We start from the raw sequence: 25,618 nt of genomic DNA, 5'->3' as shown, positions 1-25,618 counted from the left end.
TATCCAGTAGCTCTTTATTCATTCCTGATGAAATCCCTGTATCTATCAGATTTCATTATACATTGTTTATCATGTCAGTGCGTAAGGTGAGTTAAAAACTCTTTGGGGTGATACCAAGCTTGCTGAAGCCAGGGTGGGTTTGGCCAAGTTTGATAGTTATCAATGAGCTTAATTTCACCTTCTAGCTTTATCGCATTAAATACGTGGTTTATACAGGTTAGGTGGGCAATGTCGGCAGAAACCTGCACATGCTGACCTTCATTTAAAGTGTGCATTAGTGCTTTAAGTGGTGCTTCTCCATCTTTAAAGTGGTAAAAAAATTGTTTTTTAGAGATTCTTGGCAATCTTTGTAAATAAGATTCTGTTAAATCTGTACCGGTATTTAAAAGGTGGCTGACTCTATTCGCAGCTTGAACACAGTTGCCAATGCCTGTGCGTTGGGTGTTTAATATTTTTTGATAGATTAAATCTAGATAGTCTGATTGGCAGTTCGGCATAATTTAAAATTTTTTTAACTTTTAATCTTTATAGTTAAATATTTATAATAAATAAATATAAAAGTATATGTTTTTTTAACAAATAAATTAAAAAAGTAAAAATTAATAAAGAAAATAATACAGTGTCTGGCTTGAGTGTAGGTGAACAGTATTAAGGTTATCCGTTCTAGAGTAAAGGGATACTGGTGCACCCTCCTGTTGGAGAGTGTCGAGTGGTTAATAATTGATTGATCTTTAATTTTAATCTTGATTGTTACGTGGTGTGCGCGGCTGGGTGATTTTTTTAAAGTACTTGGCTTTTTTACGTGCTTGCTCTTCTTTTTCAGCTTTTGCTTTTATTTCTTGGCGTTTTTCACGGGCTTTGACTTTTGAGTTGGGTTTAGATTTAGTTTTCGCTTTTTCAGCTGCCGGTTTTGTAGGCGCTTGGCGATAGAGTACGGCAAGAAAGCCGATAAGTTGCACACATTCAGCATGATGGTCTGTGCAAATGGTCTGAGTTAGCTGCTCAAGTTCATCACGGTCTGTGCAATTGATGCGAACTTTGATGAGTTCGTGGTGGCTAAGCGCAATATCAATCTCGTTATTAACGTTTTCCGTTAGGCCTTTATGGCTGATGGTTACAACTGGCTTTAAATGGTGGGCTCGGGCCTTGAGGGTCTGTTTTTCTTGACTGGATAATGCCATAATTGTCACCTTGAAAGATTAGGTTAAAAAATAAACCCGTAGTGTAACGACTTGATGAGCAAAAAACTACCTTCTGAGCGCTTTTTTTATATTCGTTTGGATCTCGCGATTATTGCGCTATTTGGCATTATTCTATTGATAGGTGTTTCGAATTGGTTTGATCGCTATTTATATCAATGTGTTACTTTACTTGCTTATAGTGGCGTGGCGGTGCTGTGGTTGTTGTGCCGTATTAAGCGGCAATTAAATCAATTAAAATGTATAAAAAATGCCAATGCTGAGGATGTTGATGGCAAAGAAGTCGAAAAGTAGTTCACGCTGGTTACAAGAACATCGTGATGATTTTTATGTGCAAAAGGCACGTGCTGAGGGCTATCGCTCACGGGCGAGCTATAAGCTGAAAGAAGTGCAGGAGAAGGACAAAATTATTCGCCGTGGGATGACCGTGATTGATTTGGGCGCTGCGCCTGGTGGGTGGTCACAATTGGCGGCGGATTGGGTTGGTGCCTCAGGTTGTGTGATTGGTTTGGATTTATTGCCGATGGATCCATTGGAAAATGTGATTGCCCTGCAAGGAGACTTTACTGAAAAAGCGGTTTATGATTGTTTGGTTACAACATTAGCCGGTCGGCCGGTGGATATTGTCTTATCAGATATGGCGCCAAATATGAGTGGGATTGATACCAGTGATCAGGCGCAAGCCATGTATTTAGTTGAGTTGGCGCTGTATTTTGCTGAGCAGGCTCTAAAGCCCGGCGGGGACTTACTGGTTAAGGTGTTTCAAGGGGTGGGCTCACAAGAGTATATTAAAGCATTACGTACTAAGTTTGCCAAAGTAGTGACTCGCAAGCCGGCGGCCTCACGCCCACGTTCACGCGAGATTTACCTTCTGGCGAGAAACTTTCAAATGGTGTAAGGTGAGGGTTAAACTGTGAGTAGTGTCGCTATAAAAAAATTTAGGAACATATATAAGAGGTTAGGGCTTTGAGCGATATGATTAAAAACATCATGCTATGGCTGGTCATTGCTTTGGTGTTGGTGACTGTGTTTAGTAATTTAGGCCCACGTCAGCAGTCGGTGAATCGGCTAGATTATTCAACATTTGTTAAAGACATCAATAATGGTCAAGTAAAAAGCGTTATCATTGATGGTTTGAATATTAAAGGACAAACCTCAAGTGGGACGCCATTTGCTACTTATATTCCGTGGAAAGATCCATTTTTAATGGATCAGATGCTGGCGAAAAATGTCACAATTGCTGCTAAACCACCTGAGCAGCGGAGCTGGTTATTGTCTGCATTAATCAGTTGGTTCCCTGGTATTTTATTAATTGCGATTTGGATTTTCTTCTTGCGGCAGATGCAAGGCGGTGGTGGTGGTAAGGGCATGATGTCCTTTGGTTCCAGTAAGGCACGTCTGCTTGGTGAAGATCAAATTAAAGTTAACTTTGCTGATGTTGCTGGCTGTGAAGAGGCTAAAGAAGAAGTAAAAGAACTGGTCGATTTTCTGCGTGACCCAACCAAATTCCAAAAGTTAGGCGGCAAAATTCCGCAAGGGGTATTGATGGTTGGCCCACCTGGAACAGGTAAGACGCTATTAGCTAAAGCCATTGCAGGTGAGGCGAAAGTCCCGTTCTTTTCTATTTCAGGCTCTGATTTTGTTGAAATGTTCGTCGGTGTCGGTGCATCGCGGGTGCGTGATATGTTTGATCAGGCAAAAAAACGTGCACCGTGTATTATCTTTATCGATGAGATTGATGCAGTGGGCCGTCACCGTGGCTCAGGTATGGGCGGTGGTCATGACGAACGTGAGCAGACCTTAAATCAAATGCTGGTCGAGATGGATGGTTTTGAGGGAACCGAAGGGGTGATTGTCATTGCCGCGACGAATCGTCCGGATGTATTGGACCCGGCATTATTGCGTCCCGGGCGTTTTGATCGCCAGGTCAGTGTCGGGCTTCCCGATGTCAAAGGCCGTGAGCAGATTCTAAAAGTGCATATGCGTAAGGTGCCTTTGGGAGATGATGTTAAAGCGTCATTGATCGCCCGTGGTACGCCTGGGTTCTCAGGAGCGGATTTGGCGAACTTGGTCAATGAAGCCGCACTCTTTGCCGCGCGTAAAGATAAAACCGTGGTTGCTATGCGTGAGTTTGATGATGCCAAAGATAAAATTTTGATGGGCACTGAGCGCCGTTCGATGGCAATGACCGAAGAGCAAAAACGTTTAACCGCCTTTCATGAGGCAGGGCACGCGATTGTCGGGTGTTTGGTACCTGATCATGATCCGGTGTATAAAGTCTCGATTGTGCCGCGGGGTCGTGCCTTAGGTGTGACCATGTATCTGCCTGAAGAGGATAGTTATGGTTATTCACGCGAGCGCTTGGAGAGCTTAATTTCGAGTATGTATGGCGGACGTATTGCTGAAGCTTTAGTCTTTGGTGTTGAGAAAGTAACGACTGGGGCATCGAATGACATTGAAAAAGCCTCAGAAGTGGCGCGCAATATGGTGACAAAGTGGGGGCTGTCTGAGCGCTTAGGGCCGATATTATATGGACAAGAAGGCGGTGATCCGTTTGGTTATGGTGCGGGTAAAGGCACGCCGGAATTTTCAGATCAAACCTCTGTTGCTATTGATGAGGAAGTACGTCAGATCATTGATCGTAATTATACACGCGCTGAGAGCATTCTAATCAATAATCGGGATATTCTTGATGCGATGGCGGATGCGTTGATGGTCTATGAGACGATTGATCGTGACCAAGTGGCTGATCTAATGGCGCGTCGGCCGGTGAAAGCACCGAAAGATTGGGATCAGCCCTCTGATGAGAGTGGCTCATCAGCATCTGGTGATGAGTTACAACCTCTTGATGCTAATATCAATACTGATATTAATGAGACTAAGAGCGCTGATCAAGAGACAGATCAGGGCGCGCCGTCACCAGAAATAAAGGGTAAACCAGCGGATGATCCTACCTAATAATTACCCTTCATCTTTTTAATATTATTTAAATTTTTATAGATCTTAAGTAGATAAATGATAAAGGGCACGGGTTGCCCTTTTTTCTTGAGTAACCTAAAGAGGATCTTAACTAAAAAAAAGATAGATGGTTTGATATTTAGATCGTATTTTTGATAGCGCTAGAGGGCATTGGCTAGGATAGTGATAGTGAGTGAAGTGAGAAAACAATGAGTACAAAACGCAAATATTTTGGTACGGATGGTGTGCGTGGACGGGTTGGTCAGGCACCGATTACCGCTGATTTTATTTTACAGTTAGGCTGGGCAGTCGGTAGCGTGATTCGTCGTGAAAGCGGAGCGGGTAAGGTTGTGATTGGTAAGGATACGCGGATTTCAGGCTATATGTTTGAAGCGGCGCTTGAAGCGGGCTTCTCAGCAGCAGGAGTGGATGTGTATTTACTTGGGCCGATGCCAACACCAGCGATTGCTTATTTAACACGGACTTTTCATGCCGATGCAGGGGTGGTAATCAGTGCTTCACATAATCCTTATTATGACAATGGCATTAAGTTTTTCTCAGCCCAAGGGGTAAAGCTCCCTGATCATATTGAGCTGATGATTGAAGCTGAGCTTGAGAAGCCGATGCAGACAGTCGAGTCATTGGAGTTGGGTAAAGCGTGGCGGATTGATGATGCACCTGGACGCTATATTGAGTACTGCAAGGCAACGATTCCAAATGATTTGACTTTATCGGGGTTAAAAATTGTCGTTGATTGTGCGCATGGCGCGACTTATCACGTGGCCCCGAGTGTGTTTCGGGAGCTGGGCGCTGAGGTGGTAACCATTGGTGTTGAACCAAATGGGACGAATATTAATGATAATGTGGGCGCGACATCACCACAGGCCCTATGTAAGAAAGTGCTCAGCGAAGGAGCAGATATTGGCATTGCTCTGGATGGTGATGGTGATCGCTTGATTGTCATTGACCATGCGGGCAGTGTTGTTGATGGTGATGATTTACTGTATATCATGGCCAAAGACTATCAACAGCAAGGGGTATTGCAAGGAGGTGTTGTCGGTACGGTGATGAGTAACCTGGGGCTGGAAAAGGCACTCGATCGTGAAAATATTGCTTTTGTCCGTGCGCAGGTGGGTGATCGTTATGTGGTTGAAGAGATGCACGCGCGTGCTTGGAATTTAGGTGGTGAATCCTCAGGCCATTTAATTTGTAGTGATGTGACGACGACAGGTGATGGTATTGTTGCTGCTTTGCAAGTGCTGGCGAGTATGAAGCGCTTGGGTAAGAATATTCAAGAATTAAAGGCTGGTTTTAAAAAATACCCACAGAAAATGATTAATGTACCGGTTAAGAAAAGGCTAGGTCATCAGGCATGGGAAAAAGTCAATCAAGAAGTAGTCAAAGCAGAAGCGCAATTGGGTGAGCGTGGTCGAGTTTTGCTGCGACCTTCTGGAACAGAGCCTTTGGTACGAGTGATGGTTGAAGGTGAAAATATGGGGGAAATTACCCGCTGTGCAGAAGATCTCGCTGACGTGGTACGAGAGTATAGCTAAATTTACCGGCTCTCTCATTTTTAAAATAGCAGTGCAATGATTGATATGGCCGCCACACGGTGGTTGACTAGGCTTTCGTATTAAAAAAGAGTAGACTATGGTGCGTAAGGAATGCCTACTGTTTAAGAAACGGTTGTCCGCTGCTTAATAAAAAGAGATATTTTCGGCGCTTTATGGACAGATTAATTTAAGGCAAATTTGTGTTTAGTATATGAAATAACCGGCAATAATGCTGAGACTGAATAAATTTAAGGATAAGGGTGGTTATGTCTAGTATCCATGATATTGATCCACAAGAAACAAGCGAATGGCTTGATTCAATCAACTCTGTTGCAAAGGCAGATGGTAGTGAGCGCGTTGGCTTTTTATTAAATAAAGTGAAAGAGCGTGCGCGGGAACTTGGTGTAAATGTTGGTTCAGAACAGATTACGACCCCTTATGTCAATACAATTCCCGTTGAAGCAGAGGTGATGATTCCTGCAGATAAAAAGCTTGAAGCACGCCTAGAAGCGCTGGTGCGTTGGAATGCTGCAGCGATGATCGTCCATGCCAACCGTCAAGATTCGACTTTAGGTGGCCATATTGGCTCGTATGCATCAAGCTCAACCTTGTATGAAGTGGGTTTTAACCACTTTTTTTCAGGTCCTGATGCTGAGCAGGGCAGTGATTATGTTTATTTTCAGGGCCATATTGCCCCAGGAATTTATGCGCGTTCTTATTTGGAAGGACGTCTAACAGAAGAGCAAATTAGAAATTTCCGTCAAGAAACCATGGGCAAGGGCTTGTCGTCTTATCCCCATCCATGGCTACAGCCCACCTATTGGCAGTTCCCAACCGTGTCTATGGGCTTAGGTCCATTATCGGCAATTTACCAAGCACGTTTTGCTAAATATTTGCATAATCGTGAGATTATAAAAACCGATCAACGCCATATCTGGTGTTATTGTGGTGATGGTGAGATGGATGAGCCCGAATCACTCGGTGCTATCAGTTTGGCCGGCCGTGAAAAGCTTGATAATTTAATTTTTGTGATAAATTGTAATTTACAGCGTTTAGATGGCCCTGTGCGTGGCAACTCGAGCATTGTCCAAGAGCTAGAAGGCGTATTCCGAGGGGCTGGTTGGAATGTGATTAAAGTATTATGGAGCACGGATTGGGATGAGCTCTTTGCGAAAGACCATTCTGGCAAATTAATGCAGCGTATGAGCGAAGTCTGTGATGGTGAATATCAAGCTTATAAGGCAAAAGGTGGCGCGTATTTGCGTGAGAATTTCTTTGGTAAATACCCAGAATTAGTTGAGTTGGTTAAAGATAAGAGTGATGATGAGCTAGCCGCTTTACGTCGTGGTGGTCATGATACCCAAAAAGTTTTTAATGCGTATAAGCAAGCGACGGAAACGAAAGATAAGCCAAGCGTTATTTTGGCCAAAACCGTTAAAGGCTATGGCATGGGTGATGCGGGTGAAGCCTTAAATATTGCGCATAACCTGAAGAAAATGACCTCTGAAGAGCTGTATACGTTCCGTGATCGCTTTAATATTCCTGTCAGTGATGAAAATGTCGAAAATGTTGATTTATTTCATCCAGGAGAAGGCAGTGAGGAGATTCAATACCTCAAATCACGTCGTGCTACTTTAGGTGGACCATTGCCTAGCCGGCATGATAAAGCATTAATGCTGGAGATTCCAAAAGCAGTTGATTTTGCCAAGCGTTTAATGAAAGACTCTGGTGAGCGTGAAGCCTCGACAACGACGGCGTTTGTGCAGATTTTATCGACTTTGGCCAAAGATAAGAAAATCGGTAAACGTATCGTACCGATTGTGCCAGATGAGTCGCGGACTTTTGGTATGGAAGGGCTGTTCCGCCAACTGGGTATTTATGCACATGAAGGCCAAAAATATGTGCCTGAAGATAAAGATCAGATCATGTTCTATAAAGAAGCTAAAAATGGTCAGATTTTGCAAGAAGGCATTAACGAAGCCGGTGCATTTTGTTCTTGGCTAGCTGCGGCGACGTCTTACAGTAGCAATAAAGAACCGATGATCCCTTTCTATATTTATTATTCAATGTTTGGCTTTCAGCGCGTGGGTGACTTATCTTGGTTGGCCGGTGATATGCGTGCACGAGGCTTTTTAGTGGGTGGTACCTCAGGGCGGACGACGCTCAATGGTGAAGGGTTGCAGCATGAAGATGGCCACAGTCATATTATGGCAGGGACTATTCCAAACTGTGTTACCTATGATCCAACCTATGCCTACGAGCTTGCTGTGATTGTTGAAGAAGGCATGCGTCGTATGTATGAGCGTGATGAAAGCGTGTTCTACTACATTACGACGATGAACGAAAATTATACGCACCGCGGTTATGATGAGAGCATGCATGAAGGTATTATCAAAGGTCTGTATTCTTTGATTAAGCCGAAAAAAGCGAAAAAATTACATGTTCAATTGTTGGGTTCAGGGTCTATTTTACGTGAAGTGGAAGCAGCAGCAGCATTACTGGATCAAGACTTTGGTGTCAGTGCGGAGGTCTGGAGTATGACTAGCGCGAATGAACTCCATCGTGAGGGTTTAGACGTTGCGCGTTGGAATCTGTTGCATCCAGAAGAGCCAGCGTGTCCAAGTTATTTAGAGCAGTGCTTAGGCAATACCAAAGGGCCGATTATTGCTTCAACAGATTATATGAAGCTGTACACTGAGCAGTTACGCGAGCATATGCCCAAAGATCGTCGTTTTATTGCACTAGGAACCGATGGCTTTGGCCGTTCTGACTCACGCGCTGCGCTACGCCGCCATTTTGAAGTCGATCGCCATTATGTTGCGGTTGCTGCATTGAAAGCGTTGGCCGATCAAGGCGATATAGCTGCCAGCCGCGTGTCTGAAGCGATTAAAAAATATAACATCGATGTTAATCGTGTCCATCCATTACAGGCATAATAGAATTTAGGGGAGAAACAAACGTGGCAACGATGAAAGACGTATTGGTGCCGGATATTGGTAACTATAGCGATGTAGATGTCATTGAAATTAATGTTGCTGTTGGTGATCAGGTGAGCGCTGATGATGCATTGATTACACTTGAAACAGACAAGGCCACTATGGAAGTCCCTGCACCGTTTGCAGGGACTGTTAAAGCGATTAAAGTGAAAGAAGGTAGTAAAGTCTCTGAAGGTAGCTTAATTGTACAGATGGAAGGCTCTGGTGATGTGGTTGAGTCTGCTACAGTGCCTGCGGCTGTCGCAGCACCGACAGCGGTCGTAGCACCGACAGGTCCAATTGAAGTGCGTGTACCTGATATTGGTAATTACAGCGGTGTGGATGTGATTGAAATCAATGTTGCTGTCGGTGATCAGGTCAGTGAAGAAGATGCTTTAATCACCTTGGAAACTGATAAAGCGACAATGGAAGTACCATCGCCGGTGGCGGGTATCGTTAAAGAAATTAAAGTCGCTGAAGGCAGTCAAGTCTCTGAAGGTGACCTAGTTTTAATCGTTGAAGGTGCCGGTGGTACGAGTGCGGTAGCGCATACCCCTGCTACTGCACAACAGGAGGTTACAACAATAAGCTCGGCGGTGCCGATGGCTGTTGTTGCGACTGCAAGTGTACAAGAAGTGCATGTGCCGGATATTGGTAACTACAGCGGTGTGGATGTGATAGAGATCAATGTCGCAGTGGGTGATTGTGTTAATGAGGAAGATCCACTGATTACTCTGGAAACTGATAAGGCGACGATGGAAGTACCATCGCCGGTGGCGGGTGTTGTTAAAGAAATTAAAGTTGCGGAAGGCAGTAAAGTCTCAGAAGGTGACTTGATTGTTTTAGTTGAATCACCAGGGGCTTCAAGCGTTGTTGTAAGCTCAGTAACGAGTCAAGGTGCAGCAGCAGTGGCAGCCCCAGCGGCCAATCAGCCAGTGACATCGGCAGCAAGTGCAGCAGCACCTGTGTTAACACAAGCATCAGGCCCTTCACATGCATCACCAGCGCTTCGTCGTTTTGCGAATGAGTTAGGCGTTGATTTAGCAAAAGTGATCGGAACAGGTCGTAAAAATCGCATTTTGCATGAAGATGTGACGAAATGGGTGAAAAATGCATTATCGCGTCCAGCAGCGACAGCGAGTGCAGGAGGAGGTACTGGGTTAGATTTATTGCCGGTGCCAAAAGTTGATTTTGCTAAATTTGGTGCGATTGAAGAGCAGTCACTATCACGGATTAAGAAAATCTCCGGGGCGAATTTACATCGCAACTGGGTGATGGTGCCGCATGTCACACAGTTTGATGAAGCGGATATCACCGAGATGGAAGCATTTCGTAAAGAGCAAAATAAATTAGCTGAAAAGAAAAAAGCTGATTATAAATTTACTCCGTTGGCTTTCTTGCTCAAAGCTAGCGCTGCGGCATTAAAGGCGTTTCCTGAGTTCTGTGCGTCACTAAATGAAGCCGCTGATGCGTTAGTATTGAAAAAGTACGTGCATATCGGTGTTGCTGTTGATACGCCGAATGGTTTAGTGGTGCCAGTGGTGCAGAATGTTGATCAAAAAGGTCTCGTTGAGTTATCGCGTGAATTAGGTGAGATCAGTAAAAAAGCGCGTGCTGGTAAGCTGACGGCGGTAGATATGCAAGGCGGTTGTTTTACTATTTCAAGCTTAGGTGGTTTGGGTGGTACGGCATTTACACCCATTGTGAACTTACCGGAAGTTGCGATTTTGGGTGTATCTAAGTCCAGTATCAAGCCGATTTGGAATGGCAATGATTTTGCGCCACGGTTAATGTTGCCATTATCGCTGTCTTATGATCATCGTGTCATTGATGGAGCGGCGGCGGCACGTTTTACAACCTTCCTAGCAGAGCAATTGTCTGATCTGCGTAATATGTTGTTGTAGTATTTAAGGCAATTAAAGACAGAGCAATCGACTGTCCTTAGTTGCCCTTAATTATATAGTGATAGGGATTTATCGATTTTCTGAATCTTGGTCGGTTGTTTTTTAAACCAAGTACAATAGAAAAGCAGTAATAAATTTGATTTTTAAATAAATGAATAAGGCAAAAGCAATGAGTCAATTACAAGCAGATGTTGTAGTTTTAGGTAGCGGTCCTGGCGGTTATACGGCAGCCTTTCGAGCTGCAGACTTAGGAAAAAAAGTTATTCTCATCGAAAAATATGCTGAGATCGGTGGCGTGTGTTTAAATGTGGGCTGTATCCCATCGAAAGCACTATTACATACAGTGAAAGTTGTTGATGAAGCCAAGCACATGTCTGCGCATGGCGTAAAATTTGGCAAAATCAGTTTTGATATTGATAAAATCCGTGACTATAAAGCCGGTGTGGTGACGCGATTAACTAAGGGTTTAAAAGCCCTGGCATCTGCACGTAAAGTTCAAATTGTTCAAGGTTATGGCAAATTTGCTTCTGATAAAGAAATTATCGTTGAACATGCAGGTAAAACGCAATCAGTAAGTTTTAATCATTGTATTATTGCTGCAGGGTCGCGTCCGGTAAAATTACCATTTTTGCCAGAAGATGAGCGTATTATGGACTCAACGGGTGCATTAGAACTCAAAGACGTGCCTAAAGAGTTATTGGTCATTGGTGGTGGTATTATCGGCCTGGAAATGGCGCAGGTCTATAGTACATTAGGTGCAAAAGTAACGATAGTTGAATTAGCCGATCAGTTGATGAATGGTGCCGATAAAGATGTCGTTAAGCCATTTCAAAATTTTGTCAAAGATCGTTATGAGATCATGTTACAAACGTCGGTCACAGCGGTTGATGCGAAAAAAGATGGTTTACACGTTGCATTTGAGGGTAAGCACGCAGCGGAGGGCACGCGCCGCTTTGACCGTATTTTATCAGCGGTGGGTCGTGTACCAAATGGTAAGCTGATTGATGCAGAACAGGCTGGGGTAAAGGTGAGCGAGCGTGGTTTTGTCACGGTTGATGATCAGATGCGTACGAATGTGCCACATATTTTTGCTATTGGTGATATTGTCGATAATGGTCCGATGCTGGCTCACGTTGCCGTACCTCAGGGTAAAGTCGCTGCTGAGGTGATTAGCGGTGAGAAACATTTCTTTAACCCATTGTGCATTCCATCTGTGGCTTATACTGATCCAGAAGTCGCTTGGGTAGGTAAAACAGAAGAGGAATGTAAAAAAGCCGGCATTAAATACGGTAAGGGTGTGTTTCCTTGGGCCGCCTCTGGTCGTTCATTGGGTATCGGTCGTGATGAAGGTCAGACAAAAGTATTATTTGATGAGGAAACACATCGTATTTTAGGTGCGGCGATGGTCGGACCGAATGCCGGTGAACTGGTTGCTGAAGCTGGATTGGCAATAGAAATGGGCGCAGATGCTGAGGATATTGCATTGACTATTCATGCGCACCCAACCTTATCAGAGACTTTTGCCTTAGCTACAGAAATGTATGAAGGTTCGATTACTGATTTAATTGCGCCGAAGAAAAAGAAAAAATAATAATAAAGAGCTATATTATAGTTTTTTTTATTAGTTAAAATTTAATCAATAAACTTTGAATAGGCCCTTTACTGATTGATCAGGAGGGCTTTTTTATAAAGTTTTTTATATTAAAAAATAAAACATAGAAAAAATACAAGGAAATATGATAGATATGATCAGGTTATTACCATCTGTAGTAAAGCTCGGCTTATGTCTTTTTGCTTTGCTAATATGCATTACTCAAGAGATTTATGCTGCTAAGAGCGCGCAAAACACGACAGGAATAGAGCAGCAAGAACTGCCGCCAAGCGCTGATCAGGGTGTGGTCGATACGGCATTAAATAAAGTTACACCCGATCAAAGCTCGATTTTAGAGTCGCGTCTTAAAAAAGAAAGTGCGATTGCTAATAATTCATTAGGAATTATTTTTTACCAGCCAAATTATGTGTTGCCTTATTATTATACGGGTAGCCCTTATCAAGCGATTTATAATGGCCAAACACCGGATAACCAAAAGGTAATGAGCTCTGAGTTTAAAGCTCAGTTGAGCTTGATGGTGCCACTTTGGAAAGATATGTTTGGTAATCCAGATTATAGTCTTAATGTTGGTTATACTCAGTTATCTTATTGGCAGTTTTATGCAAAATCACAGTATTTTCGTGAGACCAATTATGAGCCTGAGCTATTTGTGACCGATCATTTTCACCGCAATTGGCAGATCAGCTATGGGGTGGTTCATCAGTCGAATGGTCGTGGTGGCTCGCTGGAGCGGAGTTGGAATCGGGCGTATTTAAATTTAGAAGCCTCAGGTGAGCACTGGTTAGCCAGTATTAAACCATGGGTTTTAATTTTTAAGCCAGACTCGAGCGATTTGCATAATCCAGATATTGCCCATTATTTAGGCCATGAGCGTATCATGTTTGCTTATGTATTTAATAATAAAATGCAAGCATCAATTGCTTTGACAAATATCGAAAGTGGTATGAAGCGTGGTGCAGTAGAACTGGATTACTCTTTCCCTTTAACCAAGCATATTAATGGCTTTGTTCAGTATTTTAATGGCTATGGTCAAAGCTTAATTGAATATGATCACCGTACCCAAAGTGTCGGGATTGGTATTGCCTTAAGTCATTGGTGATTAATGCCTGATTTTAATTTAGGGGTAATATATGGATATTAAGCGCATTGATCATATTGTATTAACAGTGAAGGATATTGATGTAACCCTTGATTTTTATACAGGTGTGCTTGGCATGGAAGCCGCGACTATTACTAGAAAAAATAGTGTCAGAGATATGCAAGTGTTGAAATTTGGTAATCAGCGGATGAATTTGCATGAATATGGTAATGAGCGTCAGCCGAATGCAGCGCAAGCCTTGCCTGGTTCGCAGGATCTATGTTTTGTTGTCGATGTTTCTATTGATAACGTTATTGCTCGCTTGGAGAAATTAAATATTAAGATAGAATTTGGACCTGTTATTATCCCAGGTGCAGTGGGTCAGATGGAGTCTGTTTTTATTCGTGACCCTGATCAAAATTTAATTGAGTTGGCTTATTATTTATAAATTTAGTGCTTGAGTTGCAAATCAGAGGTCTCTTGCTCAAGCTGATATAAAACTGCGGCGAGGCTGTCTTTGCTGAGTTGTTTTAATAACTGGCCTTGTGCGGCGAGCTGTGCAAGAGGAATCGTTAGCTCTTTGGCTGTTTTGATATGTTGCAATGTACATTCGGTGCCGGATGAATAAAAGGTCATGGTGGTTAGAGTATATTGGCAATAATCATTCATCATGTTTCCCCTGCGATTTAACTTCACTTAAACTATAACTATATTAAACTTTGTATATTTAATATGCTTAATTAAGTAATAGCAGGAAAATAATAAATAACAGAGCAGAAAAATAAAAAGCCCCATGATGGGGCTTTTTTGTGCTTGAATGAAATTCGCGCAGGGCTTACATCATGCCCATACCGCCCATTCCACCCATACCGCCCATGCCACCCATATCTGGCATGCCAGCACCACCTGCAGAGTCTTCTTTAGGAAGCTCTGCAACCATCGCTTCTGTTGTGATCATAAGACCTGCGATAGACGCTGCATTTTGGAGTGCAGAACGTGTGACTTTAGTTGGGTCAAGAATACCCATTTCGATCATATCGCCAAACTCATTGGTTGCAGCGTTATAGCCAAAGTTACCTTCACCGCTGACAATTTTATCAAGAATTACAGCCGGCTCACTGCCTGCGTTCTCAACGATTTGACGCAACGGTGCACTCATAGCACGCAATAAGATGTTGGCACCTTGTGCTTGCTCATCATTTGCGAACTCAAGGGCTTTAACTGCAGCAATGGCACGAACCAGTGCAACACCACCACCAGGAACCACACCTTCTTCAACTGCAGCACGTGTTGCATGCAGCGCATCATCAACGCGGTCTTTCTTCTCTTTCATCTCGATTTCAGTCGCTGCGCCAACTTTAATGACAGCAACACCACCAGATAGCTTAGCGACACGCTCTTGTAGTTTCTCGCGGTCGTAGTCAGATGACGTTTCTTCAACTTGTGCGCGGATTTGAGCAACGCGAGCTTCGATCGCAGTCTGTTCACCCGCACCATCAATAACGGTTGTATTGTCTTTAGTGACGACGATGCGTTTTGCTGTACCTAAGTGTTCAAGAGTCGCTTTCTCAAGGTCTAAGCCAACTTCTTCAGAGATTACAGTACCGCCAGTTAAGATGGCAATATCTTCAAGCATCGCTTTACGACGATCACCAAAGCCAGGTGCTTTTACTGCGCACACTTTAACAATGCCGCGAATGTTATTAACGACGAGTGTTGCCAGAGCTTCACCTTCAACGTCTTCAGCGATGATGAATAATGGCTTGCCTGATTTAGCAACTGATTCTAATGTGGGTAGTAATTCGCGAATGTTAGAAATTTTCTTGTCGACGAGTAAGATAAATGGGCTTTCGATTTCAGCGATCATTTTCTCTTGTTTGTTGACAAAATATGGAGAGAGGTAACCGCGATCGAATTGCATCCCTTCAACAACATCTAATTCGTTTTCAAGGCTAGAGCCTTCTTCAACAGTGATTACGCCGTCGGTAGATACTTTTTCCATCGCTTTAGCAATGATAGAGCCAATTTCTTCATCAGAGTTTGCTGAAATTGTACCGACTTGAGCAATGGCTTTGTTGTCTGTGCACGGTGTAGATAAGTCTTTTAATGCAGCAACTGCAGCGATAGTGGCTTTATCGATGCCGCGTTTTAGGTCCATTGGGTTCATGCCGGCAGCAACAGACTTCACGCCTTCTTGAATAATTGCTTGTGCTAATACTGTCGCCGTTGTCGTACCGTCACCTGCATCATCATTTGACTTAGATGCAACTTCTTTGACCATTTGTGCGCCCATGTTTTCGAACTTATCGCTAAGCTCGATTTCTTTGGCAACAGATACACCATCTTTAGTGATGGTTGGGGCGCCAAATGATTTTTCTAAAATAACGTTACGTCCGCGTGGACCTAGAGTGACTTTCACTGCATTTGCAAGTAGGTTAACACCGTCCAACATTTTTTGACGGGAACCGGTACCGAAGCGCACTTCTTTTGCTGACATTCTTATATCTCCATAAATGTACTTAAGTTAGTACTTAAATTAAGTAAGATGAAAAACGGATAATTAATTTAATTAATCTTCAACGACTGCAAAGATTTCGTCTTCACGCATCACCTGATACTCTTCGCCATCGATCTTCACTGTTGAGCCTGAATATTGGCCAAACAATACAGTGCTACCAACTGCGACATCAATCGGGCGGTAGTCGCCGTTATCCAACGCTTTACCACGACCTACAGCAACCACTTCACCACGGTTTGGCTTTTCTTGTGCGCTGCCAGTTAAGATGATGCCGCCAGCAGAAGTAGTTTCTTCTTCCAGACGACGAATTACAACGCGGTCATGTAATGGACGGATTTTCATTCATTCTTCTCCTAAAAGATGACAAGGCACTCGCCTTGATTAATTTGGACTTAAAAAGCCTTCAGGCATTAACATAGGGACCTTGAATGAAATTACAAGTCCTGCTGGCTATTTTTTTTGTTTTTTTTCTTATTCTAGCTTTGCTGACATAAACACAGTAAAATTGATCTTTTTGCACGCTAGCAGTACACTCACAGCAGAGTATAACGAGTGAAAACTATAAATATGTTTAAAATTCAAGTGCTTCATGGTCCAAATTTAAACTTATTAGGATTGCGGGAGCCTGATCAATATGGCCTGATGAACCTGACAGAGCTTGATGCTGAATTGGCAAGGCGTGCGGGGGTAGCTGGCGTTGCGTTAGAGAGCTTTCAAAGCAATGTGGAGCATGAGCTGCTGGGTATGATTCATCAAATGGCTCATAAGGATCATATTGTTGATTTTATTATTTTTAATCCAGCTGCATTTACGCATACGAGCATTGCATTGCGTGATGCCTTAACTGCGGTACAGATTCCTTTTATCGAGATCCATCTGTCCAATGTGCATGCGCGTGAGAAATTTAGGCAACATTCTTATTTCTCTGATATTGCGCAAGGCGTGATTACAGGCTTGGGTGCACACAGTTATTTTTGTGCATTAGAGGCTGCAATTGCTTATTGTCAACAAGCTAAAGTCTAAACTTGCTAAAGCTAAATTATTAAACCAACTAGAAGTCAACTTAAATAATTAATCGGTAGAGTCGATGGAAATACGTAAGATTAAAAAGCTTATTGAGCTTATTGAAGCCTCTGGTGTTGCAGAAATAGAAATTAAAGAGGGCGAAGAGTCTGTACGCATCAGTCGTTATACTGGCGCAGCGCCTGTGCCTGTAGTTGCACCACAAGCAGTGATCCCAATGACAACAACAGCATCTGTACCAGCGCCTTTGCCTGTTGCTGAGGCAGCTGCACCGGCGGTAAGTAATGAGATGAGTGGACATGCGGTCAAGTCGCCGATGGTCGGGACGTTCTATTCGGCACCGTCTCCAGATGCAGATCCTTTTGTGAAGGTTGGCCAAAAAATCAATATGGGAGAGACCATCTGTATTGTCGAAGCGATGAAAATGTTTAACCAAATCGAAGCGGATAAAGCGGGTGTGGTGAAGCAAATTTTATTAAGTGATGGTGATATTGTTGAGTTTGATCAACCTTTGGTGATTATTGAATAAAGTTCAGTCATTCCTAGTATTTGTATTTCTATTATATTAGATAAATCTTGAGAATATACTTTTGAGTACACTGAGTAACGAGTTCGTTGACTATGATTAAAAAAGTTCTGATTGCCAATCGTGGTGAAATTGCACTTAGGATCTTGCGCGCTTGTCGTGAGATGGGTTTAAAAACGGTCGCGGTGCATTCAACTGCTGATCGAGATCTAAAGCATGTACGCCTGGCCGATGAGTCGGTCTGCATTGGCCCGGCACCTGCTTTGCAAAGCTATTTAAAGTTTCCTGCAATTATCAGCGCTGCTGAGGTCACCGGCGCGGATGCGATTCACCCCGGATATGGCTTTTTATCTGAGAACGCTGATTTTGCTGAACAGGTTGAAAGTGGTGGTTTTGTCTTTATTGGTCCACGGGCGGAGACGATTCGTGTTATGGGCGATAAAGTCAAAGCGATTCAAGCCATGCAAAAAGCTGGGGTGCCTTGTGTACCTGGTTCGGATGGTCCCTTAGGGAATGATAGTGCACAAACTAAACGCATAGCTCAAAAAATTGGCTATCCGGTGATTTTAAAAGCAGCCGGTGGTGGCGGTGGCCGGGGTATGCGTGCGGTATTTGAAGAAGATGAATTGCTTGAGGCACTACAGCTGGTCCGCGCTGAAGCAGCTGCGGCATTTGGCAATAATATGGTGTACATGGAAAAGTATTTGGTAAAACCACGTCACATTGAAATTCAAGTGATTGGTGATGGCAAAGGCGCTGCGATCCATTTAGCCGAGCGTGATTGCTCGATGCAGCGCCGTCACCAAAAAGTGGTTGAGGAAGCACCCGCACCAGGATTGACGAAAGAAGAGCGCGAAAAAATTGGTGAGCAATGCGTGAAAGCCTGTCGTGAATTGAAGTACCGTGGTGCAGGAACCTTTGAATTTCTATATGAAGATGGCCGCTTTTATTTTATCGAAATGAATACGCGCGTGCAGGTTGAGCATCCGGTCACTGAGTTAATTACGGGTGTTGATATCGTCAAAGAGCAGTTGCGTATTGCCGGTGGTTTAGGCTTATCAAAGCGTCAGAAAGATATTCACATTCAGGGCCATGCCATTGAGTGTCGTATCAACGCTGAAGACCCGAAGACCTTTATGCCATCGCCCGGCCATATTGACTTTTACCATCCACCGGGAGGTCCTGGGATACGGGTGGATTCGCACTTATACTCAGGTTACTCTGTGCCACCTCACTATGATTCGATGGTTGCAAAGGTCATCACTCATGGCGAAGATCGTCAGAGTGCGATTATTCGCATGCAAGGGGCCTTAGGTGAGACGATCATCAATGGCATTAAAACAAATATTCCGTTGCAGCAAGAGATTATGGCAGACCTGAACTTCCAAGCTGGGGGCACCAATATTCACTATCTTGAGAAAAAACTCAATGGTCAGAAATAATGGCTTGGTTAGAGCTTAAAGTGATCACCACTCGGCAGCATGCTGAGCTGATTGGTGATTATTTAAATGAAGTGGGCGCTCTGGCGATTACTTTGCGTGATGGTAAGGATCAGCCGATTTTAGAGCCGGGTGTGGGTGAAACGCCGCTATGGCAAGATGTGCATGTCATTGCTTTGTTTGATGCTGGTATTGAGCTAGAGCCAGTACGTGAGCAATTACTTGTGCAGTTTGATGAGCTGAATGATATTTCGGTAAAAATTGACCCATTAGAAGATCAAGATTGGACAGCAACTTGGCGTGAGCACTTTGAGCCGATGTTATTTGCTGATCGTTTATGGGTGCATGCTGATTGGCATGAGGTAAACGCCCGTGAGAATCAGGTGAAAATGCTGCTCAACCCAGGTCTTGCCTTTGGTACGGGAACGCATCCGACGACCGCTATGTGTTTAAACTGGCTGGCAGGTCACTTAAACCCGGGTAGTCGGGTGATTGACTTTGGTTGTGGCTCGGGTATTTTAGCCATCGCAGCACTTAAGCTGGGTGCTCATTATGTGCACTGTATTGATATTGATCCGCAAGCGTTAGAGGCGATGCATTACAATGCCAAGCAAAATGAGTTAGACCCGTCTTGTTATCAGGCGGTATTACCTGAGCAGTTTACTATCAGTGATATAACGAGTACGGGGGCTGATGTTCTCGTTGCTAATATTTTAGCGAACCCGTTAATTGGTTTGGCGCCACAATTTGCCAGTTTGGTGAAAGCAGGTGGCATGCTGGTGCTTTCCGGTATTTTAGTTGAGCAAGCAGAGCGCGTTCAAACCGCTTATTTAGATCACTTTGATCTTGTTGAATTACAGCAAGATGATGAATGGGTGTGTGTCATCGCTCAGCGTAAAGCTTATTAAGCTCGCTTTTAGCCTTAATTGAATCATTGTTTAATCATTATTTATAAAATAAAATTTTTTTATGAAAATCGGTCCTTATGCTGTTGATAATCGTTTAATTTTAGCGCCGATGGCGGGAGTCACCGATAGGCCTTTTCGTATGCTATGTAAACGTTTGGGTGCAGGTTTAGTGGTCTCCGAGATGGTGAGCTCGCAGCAGAATTTACGCCAAAGCCGTAAAACCCAGCTGCGTATGGATCATCGCGGTGAAGTTGCACCGATCGTGGTGCAGTTATTGGGCACTGACCCCAAGCAGATGGCAGAGGCTGCACGCTTTAATGTTGCCCATGGCGCACAGATAATTGATATTAATATGGGGTGTCCGGCGAAGAAAGTGTGTCATGTGGCCGCTGGCTCTGCTTTGATGCAGCATGAGAGCTTGGTGGCGGATATCCTAGCTGCAACGGTTGCTGCTGTTGATGTGCCGGTGACCTTAAAGATGCGTACTGGCTGGTGTCGTGAGCATAAAAATGCGGTGAAAATTGCTAAGTTAGCTGAACAGGCGGGAATCGTCTCGCTTGCAGTGCATGGACGTACGCGTCAGGATTTATATAAGGGTGAGGCAGAATATGCGACGATTGCCGCAGTCAAGCAGGCCGTCACTATTCCTGTTGTCGCCAATGGTGATATAGACTCTCCTGCAAAAGCAAAATATGTCCTGGAAAAAACAGCGGCAGATGCTTTAATGATTGGTCGTGCCGCACAGGGTAACCCTTGGATATTTCAGCAAATTGAGCATTATCTGCAACATGGTACACTCAGTTCGCCGATTTTATTGCAAGAAAAGTACACGGTGATGTGTGAACATCTGGAGAATCTGTACTCATTTTATGGTACATTTATGGGCGTTAGAATTGCACGCAAGCATGTTGGTTGGTATTTGCAATCAAGTTTAACGACAAAGCCCTTTCGTAAACGATTTAATGCGCTGGATGACCATAAGGCCCAACTGGGTGCGATTCGACACTTTTTTGAGCAGCAAGAGAGTGAGAGTGTGGCCTATGTCTGATGAAACAGAGAAAACATTACGGCATCATGTTGAAGATGCGGTGGCAAAGTTTTTAGCCGATAGCGAAGGCTGTCATCTGACTAATTTATATGAAGTGATTTTAAAAGAAGTTGAAATCCCCCTGATCGAAACAGCTTTAGCGTTTACTGCAGGAAACCAGTCAGAGACGGCCCGAATGTTGGGTATTAATCGTGGCACTTTACGCAAAAAAATTCGGCAGTATTCCATTGAATAAAAGCAAGTATCAAAAAGGTTAAGTGGCGTCTTAACCTTTTTTGTTTGTATTGATTAATTGCATTGAGTTCTATGAATTTACCATATTAACGATTACTTTAAATTGAGGAGTGAGGCAAGCCATGCAAAACATTCAACGGGCGCTGATTAGTGTGTCTGATAAAACGGGAATTGTGGAGTTTGCGAGAACATTAGCGCAACATAAGGTTGAAATTTTATCGACAGGAGGGACGGCCAAGTTATTAAAAGAGCATGGCCTGGCTGTGATCGATGTCTCTGATTATACTGGTTTTCCTGAGTTGTTCGCAGGACGGGTGAAAACCCTACACCCGAAAGTGCATGGTGGTATTCTTGCTCGCCGTGGTATGGATGATGAAGCGATGCAGGCTAATCATATTCCAGCAATTGATTTAGTCATCGTGAATTTATATCCGTTCCAGGATACGATTGCCAAGGATGACTGTACGCTAGCGCAGGCCATTGAGAATATAGACATCGGTGGGCCAACGATGGTGCGTGCGGCAGCAAAAAATCATCAGTCCGTCTTTATCGTTGTTCATCCTGAAGATTATGCACGAGTAACTGACGCTTTAAATAATGAGGCTGGCATGACTGAGCGCTTACGTTTTGAGTTGGCAGTGAAAGCCTTTGAGCATACAGCTCAATATGATGCGGCAATTTCTCGTTATTTATATAAACAATGTCATGATAGTGATTTTCCTGAAACGTTAACACTTGCCTTTGAAAAGAGCGGTGAGCTGCGTTATGGCGAGAATCCGCATCAACAGGCAGCGGTGTATAAAGAAAGTAATCACACGGGTATTTCTGTGGTCAATGCTGAACTACTACAAGGTAAAGCGCTGTCTTATAATAATTTAGCCGATGCTGATGCGGCACTTGCTTGTGTAAAAAGCTTTAAAGAATGCAGTTGTGTGATTGTCAAACATGCGAACCCATGTGGTGTTGCCCATGGCAAAACGGTTACAGAAGCTTATCAGCGGGCCTTTGCCTGTGATTCAACATCGGCCTTTGGTGGGATTATTGCCTTTAACCAGTCGTTAACGAAAGAAGCAGCACAAACAATTCTAGCCAACCAATTTGCGGAGGTAATTATTGCGCCGTATGTTGATAAAGACGCCCTGGAGATATTAAGCTCTAAGCCCAACTTACGGGTATTAGCTACTGGTGAGGGTGAGCTACAAATGGGGTTTGAGTTAAAGCGTGTTGCCGGTGGTTTACTGATTCAAGAGCAAGATCGTTTGTCAAATCAGTTTGACTATGCAGTCGTTACGGAGCGCAAGCCGAATGAAGAAGAGTTGGCGAGTTTAAGCTTTGCTTGGCATGTCGTTGCTGCGGTTAAATCAAATGCAATTGTTTATGCTAAAAATAGCCAAAGTATTGGTATTGGCGCAGGTCAGATGAGTCGAATTGATAGTGCTAAAATTGCTGCAATAAAAGCCAAAGAAATGGGTTTTAGCCTTGATAATGCGGTTATGGCGTCAGATGCATTTTTTCCCTTTAGAGATAGCATTGATGCGGCTGCTCAACAGGGAATTGCAGCCATTATTCAACCAGGTGGATCGATTTGTGATGAAGAGGTGATTGCTGCGTGTAATGAGCATGGTCTTGCAATGATCTTTACCGGCGAGCGTCATTTTAAGCATTAATTATTTAATTAAATAATGATGAGAATTAGATTAGGAATTAAATATCATGAAAGTATTGGTGGTGGGTCAAGGTGGCCGTGAACATGCAATGGCATGGAAAATTGCACAAAGTGATCAGGTGACGGCTGTCTTTGTTGCGCCTGGAAATGCGGGAACAAGTTTAGAAGAAAAAGTCAGTAATATTGCTATTGATGCATTAGATATTAATGGGCTAATTCACTTTGCTAGGAATAATGCCATTGATTTAACAGTTATTGGCCCTGAAGCACCATTGGTTGCTGGTATTGTCGATCAGTTTAATGAAGCGGGATTGCGTTGTTTTGGTCCAAGCCAAGCAGCAGCACAGTTAGAAGGGTCTAAGGCCTTTAGTAAGGATTTTCTTGCTCGTTTTAGTATTCCAACGGCAGAGTATCAAGTGTTTAATGAAATTGAGCCTGCAAAACAATATCTTCAGGCAAAAGGTGTACCGATTGTCATTAAGGCCGATGGTTTAGCGGCAGGTAAAGGGGTGGTCGTTGCTTGGTCAACAGAGGAGGCAACCACTGCAATTGATGATATGTTGGGGGCAAATCGCTTTGGTGATGCTGGGCATCGTATTGTCATCGAGGAGTTTTTACAAGGCGAAGAAGCAAGCTTTATGGTGATGTGTGATGGCAAGAGCATCGTGCCATTTGCAACATCACAAGATCATAAGGCGCGTGATGATGGTGATCAAGGCCCTAATACTGGAGGTATGGGCGCTTATTCACCGGCGCCGGTGATTGATGAAGAAATGCATGAAAAAATTATGCGCACGGTGATAGAGCCGACGATTGAGGGGCTCGCACAAGAAGGCATTACTTATACTGGTTTTTTGTATGCTGGAATTATGATCACTGCAACTGGGCCTAAAGTATTGGAATTTAACTGTCGTTTGGGCGATCCTGAAACACAGCCGTTATTGTTTCGGTTAAAATCAGACTTTGCTAAAGCGTGTCTTGCAGCGACTGAACAACAATTAACTGAAGATGCATTGGTTTGGGATGAACGGGTGGCTTTAGGTGTGGTGTTAGCTGCACAAGGTTATCCTGAACAGTATCCAACAGGAGAGGTTATTAGCGGGCTGGATCATACATTAATTCAGACGGAGGCAAAGGTCTTTCATGCGGGGACCAGGCTAAATACTGAGGGCCAAGTGGTCACAGCTGGAGGGCGTGTGCTGTGTGCTACAGCATTAGGTATCAATGTAAAAGAGGCTCAGGAAAAAGCTTACGCTGCCAGTGAAAATGTCACCTGGCCTAATAAATATCAGCGTAGTGATATTGGTTATCGGGCCATTAATCGAGAAAATTAATCACTAGAGCTTAATTAATTTAAAACTTGGGGGGAAAATTACATGGTGTTTAGTGCAGTGACTTATTGTAATCGTCGTGAGAAATTGCAAGAACAATTACAATCTGGTGTCGCCTTATTTTTAGGTAACCCTCCAAGTCCAATGAATTATTTGGATAATACCCTACCATTTCGTCAAGATAGTAGTTTTTTATATTATTTTGGTGTAAATCGCTCGAGTATTGCCGGCTTTATTGACTGTGATAATGGTGAGTCGGTATTAATCGGCGATGACTATACGCTAGATGAACAAGTTTGGATTGGCCGTCAGCCGAGTTTGCGCAGCTTGGCTGAAGTGATTGGTTGTCAGCGCGTGATAAGTTGGCAAGAGTTTGCTGAATTTATTAATAAAGGCCAATTGCAAGGTCGAAAAGTACACTATTTAGATCAATACCGTGCTGAAAACATTTTATTGTTACAAGAGCTATTAAAGCTTTCTCCAAGAGAAATAAAAGAGAATATTTCTATAGAGTTTACTACAGCGATTATTCAACAGCGTTTGTATAAAACGCCTGAAGAGCTTGCAGAAGTTAAGAACGCCTTGGTCATTACCCGTCAAATGCATTTGGCGGCGATGCGTGAAAGTCAAGTTGGACGGATTGAACAAGAAGTGGTGGCGTTGATTCAAGCTGAAGCGGTTGCAGCTGGCATGCAGTTAGCATATCCGATTATTTTTTCTAAGCGCGGTGAAGTGCTTCATAATGAACAATATAGCAATACCTTGAGTGATGGTGATTTAGTTTTACACGATTCAGGTGCAAGTGCCGCAGGAAGTTTTTATGCCAGTGATATTACCCGGACTTTTCCAGTCAGTGGTAAGTTTAGCCCTCAGCAAAAAGAAATTTATGAGCTGGTTTTAAAGATGCAAAGTACAGCTTTTGAATTATTAAGGCCTGGAGTGTCTTATAAAGATGTGCATTTAGCTGCGGCGCGTTGTGCGGTTCAAGGTTTAGTTGATCTTGGCTTAATGTGTGGTCATGTCGATGAGATTGTTACAAAAGGCGCACATGCCTTATTTTTCCCACATGGCCTTGGGCATCATATTGGCCTAGATGTGCATGATATGGAAAGCTTGGGTGAAAATTTAGTCGGTTATTCTGATGAAGTGAAGCGCTCAGAGCAATTTGACTTGGCCTATTTACGTTTAGGACGGCCGCTTGAGGAAAATGTATTAATTACTGTTGAACCTGGGTTATATTTTATTCCGTTATTAATTAAGCAATGGCAGAGTGAGAATAAATTTTCTGAATATGTTAATTATCAGGGATTAGAAAACTATATGGATTTTGGTGGTGTGCGCATAGAAGATAATGTGCTTATTACTAAAACTGGATACGAGAATTTAAGTGAAAATATTCCTAAGCAAATTGCTGATATAGAGGAAATTTGTAAGCGGTAACTTTTTTATACTCTAAATTCAAGCTACGATATGATATGCAGAGGGCTGTTAGCCATACTGGCAGCAGCCATAATTCGTTTGTCCGTTGTTGCAACTTGTTCCATAATGAGGCTGAGATATCCCCTTTGTTCTGCTTGGCTTTGTTGGCTGATAGCGGTGAATGTTGAGGTTGGGATGAGTTCTTTTTTAGATATAGCACTCAACGA

At 43.4% G+C, this 25,618-nt stretch carries 24 protein-coding genes; 18 read left to right on the top strand and 6 right to left on the bottom strand.

Going from position 1 to position 25,618, the window contains the following annotated elements:
• Positions 1-74: 74 nt before the first annotated feature.
• Together C200_RS09285 and C200_RS16725 are read right to left on the bottom strand one after the other, a co-directional pair.
• Entirely contained in the window at positions 75-497 is a 423-nt protein-coding gene (locus tag C200_RS09285) for a hypothetical protein (protein WP_016209863.1), read from the bottom strand.
• Between the two features lie 240 nt (positions 498-737).
• Positions 738-1,181 (bottom strand): YhbY family RNA-binding protein, encoded by a 444-nt coding sequence (locus C200_RS16725; RefSeq protein WP_016209853.1) that lies wholly within the window; start codon positions 1,179-1,181, stop codon positions 738-740.
• 54 nt (positions 1,182-1,235) lie between these two features.
• On the opposite strand from C200_RS16725, the gene C200_RS09275 reads away from it, so the two are divergent.
• The 9 genes from C200_RS09275 (at position 1,236) to C200_RS09235 (ending at position 13,727) form a co-directional block, all read left to right on the top strand.
• Positions 1,236-1,493, top strand: a complete 258-nt coding sequence (locus tag C200_RS09275) for a hypothetical protein (RefSeq protein ID WP_016209873.1) — start codon at positions 1,236-1,238, stop codon at positions 1,491-1,493.
• The gene (gene rlmE, locus C200_RS09270) at positions 1,471-2,097 is read left to right on the top strand and encodes a 23S rRNA (uridine(2552)-2'-O)-methyltransferase RlmE (RefSeq protein ID WP_016209868.1); all 627 of its coding nucleotides are present in this window, start codon (positions 1,471-1,473) and stop codon (positions 2,095-2,097) included. The genes C200_RS09275 and rlmE overlap by 23 nt, the downstream gene beginning before the upstream one ends.
• A gap of 77 nt (positions 2,098-2,174) precedes the next feature.
• A complete protein-coding gene (gene ftsH / locus C200_RS09265; RefSeq protein ID WP_016209871.1) occupies positions 2,175-4,157 on the top strand; it encodes an ATP-dependent zinc metalloprotease FtsH in 1,983 nt (660 codons plus the stop codon).
• 209 nt (positions 4,158-4,366) lie between these two features.
• Positions 4,367-5,710, top strand: a complete 1,344-nt coding sequence (gene glmM / locus C200_RS09260; RefSeq protein WP_016209869.1) for a phosphoglucosamine mutase — start codon at positions 4,367-4,369, stop codon at positions 5,708-5,710.
• A 266-nt stretch (positions 5,711-5,976) separates the two neighbouring features.
• A complete protein-coding gene (gene aceE, locus C200_RS09255) occupies positions 5,977-8,646 on the top strand; it encodes a pyruvate dehydrogenase (acetyl-transferring), homodimeric type (RefSeq protein ID WP_016209874.1) in 2,670 nt (889 codons plus the stop codon).
• A gap of 32 nt (positions 8,647-8,678) precedes the next feature.
• Positions 8,679-10,589, top strand: coding sequence for a dihydrolipoyllysine-residue acetyltransferase (gene aceF / locus C200_RS09250; protein WP_196771057.1), 1,911 nt, complete (start codon positions 8,679-8,681; stop codon positions 10,587-10,589).
• A gap of 169 nt (positions 10,590-10,758) precedes the next feature.
• Positions 10,759-12,180: a dihydrolipoyl dehydrogenase gene (lpdA, locus tag C200_RS09245; protein ID WP_016209860.1), complete on the top strand. Its 1,422-nt coding sequence runs from the start codon at positions 10,759-10,761 to the stop codon at positions 12,178-12,180.
• 154 nt (positions 12,181-12,334) lie between these two features.
• Entirely contained in the window at positions 12,335-13,300 is a 966-nt protein-coding gene (locus C200_RS09240; RefSeq protein ID WP_230384586.1) for a phospholipase A, read from the top strand.
• 31 nt (positions 13,301-13,331) lie between these two features.
• Positions 13,332-13,727, top strand: a complete 396-nt coding sequence (locus C200_RS09235) for a VOC family protein (RefSeq protein WP_016209855.1) — start codon at positions 13,332-13,334, stop codon at positions 13,725-13,727.
• 2 nt (positions 13,728-13,729) lie between these two features.
• On the opposite strand, the gene C200_RS09230 is transcribed toward C200_RS09235, so the two are convergent.
• From C200_RS09230 to C200_RS09220, 3 genes are all read right to left on the bottom strand, one after another.
• Positions 13,730-13,951 (bottom strand): hypothetical protein, encoded by a 222-nt coding sequence (locus tag C200_RS09230; protein ID WP_016209859.1) that lies wholly within the window; start codon positions 13,949-13,951, stop codon positions 13,730-13,732.
• A 163-nt stretch (positions 13,952-14,114) separates the two neighbouring features.
• Positions 14,115-15,776 (bottom strand): chaperonin GroEL, encoded by a 1,662-nt coding sequence (gene groL, locus C200_RS09225; RefSeq protein ID WP_016209875.1) that lies wholly within the window; start codon positions 15,774-15,776, stop codon positions 14,115-14,117.
• 72 nt (positions 15,777-15,848) lie between these two features.
• Positions 15,849-16,139 carry a co-chaperone GroES gene (locus C200_RS09220; protein ID WP_016209850.1) on the bottom strand — a complete coding sequence of 97 codons (291 nt, stop codon included), beginning with the start codon at positions 16,137-16,139 and terminating at the stop codon, positions 15,849-15,851.
• Between the two features lie 225 nt (positions 16,140-16,364).
• On the opposite strand from C200_RS09220, the gene aroQ reads away from it, so the two are divergent.
• The 9 genes from aroQ to C200_RS09175 all read left to right on the top strand — a co-directional run bounded on the left by aroQ (position 16,365) and on the right by C200_RS09175 (position 25,412).
• On the top strand, positions 16,365-16,820 hold the full coding sequence (gene aroQ / locus C200_RS09215; RefSeq protein ID WP_016209861.1) for a type II 3-dehydroquinate dehydratase: 456 nt from the start codon (positions 16,365-16,367) through the stop codon (positions 16,818-16,820).
• A gap of 64 nt (positions 16,821-16,884) precedes the next feature.
• A complete protein-coding gene (gene accB / locus C200_RS09210; protein ID WP_016209852.1) occupies positions 16,885-17,349 on the top strand; it encodes an acetyl-CoA carboxylase biotin carboxyl carrier protein in 465 nt (154 codons plus the stop codon).
• A 92-nt stretch (positions 17,350-17,441) separates the two neighbouring features.
• Positions 17,442-18,788: an acetyl-CoA carboxylase biotin carboxylase subunit gene (gene accC / locus C200_RS09205; protein WP_016209862.1), complete on the top strand. Its 1,347-nt coding sequence runs from the start codon at positions 17,442-17,444 to the stop codon at positions 18,786-18,788.
• Positions 18,788-19,693, top strand: a complete 906-nt coding sequence (gene prmA, locus C200_RS09200; RefSeq protein WP_016209870.1) for a 50S ribosomal protein L11 methyltransferase — start codon at positions 18,788-18,790, stop codon at positions 19,691-19,693. The genes accC and prmA overlap by 1 nt, the downstream gene beginning before the upstream one ends.
• Before the next feature lie 61 nt (positions 19,694-19,754).
• On the top strand, positions 19,755-20,741 hold the full coding sequence (gene dusB, locus C200_RS09195; RefSeq protein WP_016209854.1) for a tRNA dihydrouridine synthase DusB: 987 nt from the start codon (positions 19,755-19,757) through the stop codon (positions 20,739-20,741).
• Positions 20,734-20,976, top strand: a complete 243-nt coding sequence (locus C200_RS09190; RefSeq protein WP_016209851.1) for a helix-turn-helix domain-containing protein — start codon at positions 20,734-20,736, stop codon at positions 20,974-20,976. The genes dusB and C200_RS09190 overlap by 8 nt, the downstream gene beginning before the upstream one ends.
• A gap of 121 nt (positions 20,977-21,097) precedes the next feature.
• Positions 21,098-22,642, top strand: coding sequence for a bifunctional phosphoribosylaminoimidazolecarboxamide formyltransferase/IMP cyclohydrolase (purH, locus tag C200_RS09185; protein WP_016209858.1), 1,545 nt, complete (start codon positions 21,098-21,100; stop codon positions 22,640-22,642).
• Positions 22,643-22,688: 46 nt separating this feature from the next.
• Complete coding sequence (purD, locus tag C200_RS09180) at positions 22,689-23,975, top strand: phosphoribosylamine--glycine ligase (RefSeq protein ID WP_032126611.1); 1,287 nt, start codon at positions 22,689-22,691, stop codon at positions 23,973-23,975.
• 42 nt (positions 23,976-24,017) lie between these two features.
• Positions 24,018-25,412, top strand: coding sequence for an aminopeptidase P family protein (locus C200_RS09175; RefSeq protein ID WP_016209864.1), 1,395 nt, complete (start codon positions 24,018-24,020; stop codon positions 25,410-25,412).
• A 23-nt stretch (positions 25,413-25,435) separates the two neighbouring features.
• On the opposite strand, the gene C200_RS15450 is transcribed toward C200_RS09175, so the two are convergent.
• Positions 25,436-25,615, bottom strand: coding sequence for a hypothetical protein (locus C200_RS15450; protein WP_016209867.1), 180 nt, complete (start codon positions 25,613-25,615; stop codon positions 25,436-25,438).
• Positions 25,616-25,618 lie beyond the last annotated feature (3 nt).

The organism is Piscirickettsia salmonis LF-89 = ATCC VR-1361 (assembly GCF_000297215.2).
Taxonomy (GTDB): domain Bacteria; phylum Pseudomonadota; class Gammaproteobacteria; order Piscirickettsiales; family Piscirickettsiaceae; genus Piscirickettsia; species Piscirickettsia salmonis.
Note: the sequence above shows the minus strand (reverse complement) of the source record. Positions and strands in the feature narration are given on the sequence as shown.

Excerpts from the sequence above, each read along its gene's own strand:
- C200_RS09285 (WP_016209863.1), bottom strand. The coding sequence starts at position 497 with ATGCCGAACTGCCAATCAGACTATCTAGATTTAATCTATCAAAAAATA.
- C200_RS16725 (WP_016209853.1), bottom strand. The coding sequence starts at position 1,181 with ATGGCATTATCCAGTCAAGAAAAACAGACCCTCAAGGCCCGAGCCCAC.
- C200_RS09275 (WP_016209873.1), top strand. The coding sequence starts at position 1,236 with ATGAGCAAAAAACTACCTTCTGAGCGCTTTTTTTATATTCGTTTGGAT.
- rlmE (WP_016209868.1), top strand. The coding sequence starts at position 1,471 with ATGGCAAAGAAGTCGAAAAGTAGTTCACGCTGGTTACAAGAACATCGT.
- ftsH (WP_016209871.1), top strand. The coding sequence starts at position 2,175 with ATGATTAAAAACATCATGCTATGGCTGGTCATTGCTTTGGTGTTGGTG.
- glmM (WP_016209869.1), top strand. The coding sequence starts at position 4,367 with ATGAGTACAAAACGCAAATATTTTGGTACGGATGGTGTGCGTGGACGG.
- aceE (WP_016209874.1), top strand. The coding sequence starts at position 5,977 with ATGTCTAGTATCCATGATATTGATCCACAAGAAACAAGCGAATGGCTT.
- aceF (WP_196771057.1), top strand. The coding sequence starts at position 8,679 with ATGAAAGACGTATTGGTGCCGGATATTGGTAACTATAGCGATGTAGAT.
- lpdA (WP_016209860.1), top strand. The coding sequence starts at position 10,759 with ATGAGTCAATTACAAGCAGATGTTGTAGTTTTAGGTAGCGGTCCTGGC.
- C200_RS09240 (WP_230384586.1), top strand. The coding sequence starts at position 12,335 with ATGATCAGGTTATTACCATCTGTAGTAAAGCTCGGCTTATGTCTTTTT.
- C200_RS09235 (WP_016209855.1), top strand. The coding sequence starts at position 13,332 with ATGGATATTAAGCGCATTGATCATATTGTATTAACAGTGAAGGATATT.
- C200_RS09230 (WP_016209859.1), bottom strand. The coding sequence starts at position 13,951 with ATGATGAATGATTATTGCCAATATACTCTAACCACCATGACCTTTTAT.
- groL (WP_016209875.1), bottom strand. The coding sequence starts at position 15,776 with ATGTCAGCAAAAGAAGTGCGCTTCGGTACCGGTTCCCGTCAAAAAATG.
- C200_RS09220 (WP_016209850.1), bottom strand. The coding sequence starts at position 16,139 with ATGAAAATCCGTCCATTACATGACCGCGTTGTAATTCGTCGTCTGGAA.
- aroQ (WP_016209861.1), top strand. The coding sequence starts at position 16,365 with ATGTTTAAAATTCAAGTGCTTCATGGTCCAAATTTAAACTTATTAGGA.
- accB (WP_016209852.1), top strand. The coding sequence starts at position 16,885 with ATGGAAATACGTAAGATTAAAAAGCTTATTGAGCTTATTGAAGCCTCT.
- accC (WP_016209862.1), top strand. The coding sequence starts at position 17,442 with ATGATTAAAAAAGTTCTGATTGCCAATCGTGGTGAAATTGCACTTAGG.
- prmA (WP_016209870.1), top strand. The coding sequence starts at position 18,788 with ATGGCTTGGTTAGAGCTTAAAGTGATCACCACTCGGCAGCATGCTGAG.
- dusB (WP_016209854.1), top strand. The coding sequence starts at position 19,755 with ATGAAAATCGGTCCTTATGCTGTTGATAATCGTTTAATTTTAGCGCCG.
- C200_RS09190 (WP_016209851.1), top strand. The coding sequence starts at position 20,734 with ATGTCTGATGAAACAGAGAAAACATTACGGCATCATGTTGAAGATGCG.
- purH (WP_016209858.1), top strand. The coding sequence starts at position 21,098 with ATGCAAAACATTCAACGGGCGCTGATTAGTGTGTCTGATAAAACGGGA.
- purD (WP_032126611.1), top strand. The coding sequence starts at position 22,689 with ATGAAAGTATTGGTGGTGGGTCAAGGTGGCCGTGAACATGCAATGGCA.
- C200_RS09175 (WP_016209864.1), top strand. The coding sequence starts at position 24,018 with ATGGTGTTTAGTGCAGTGACTTATTGTAATCGTCGTGAGAAATTGCAA.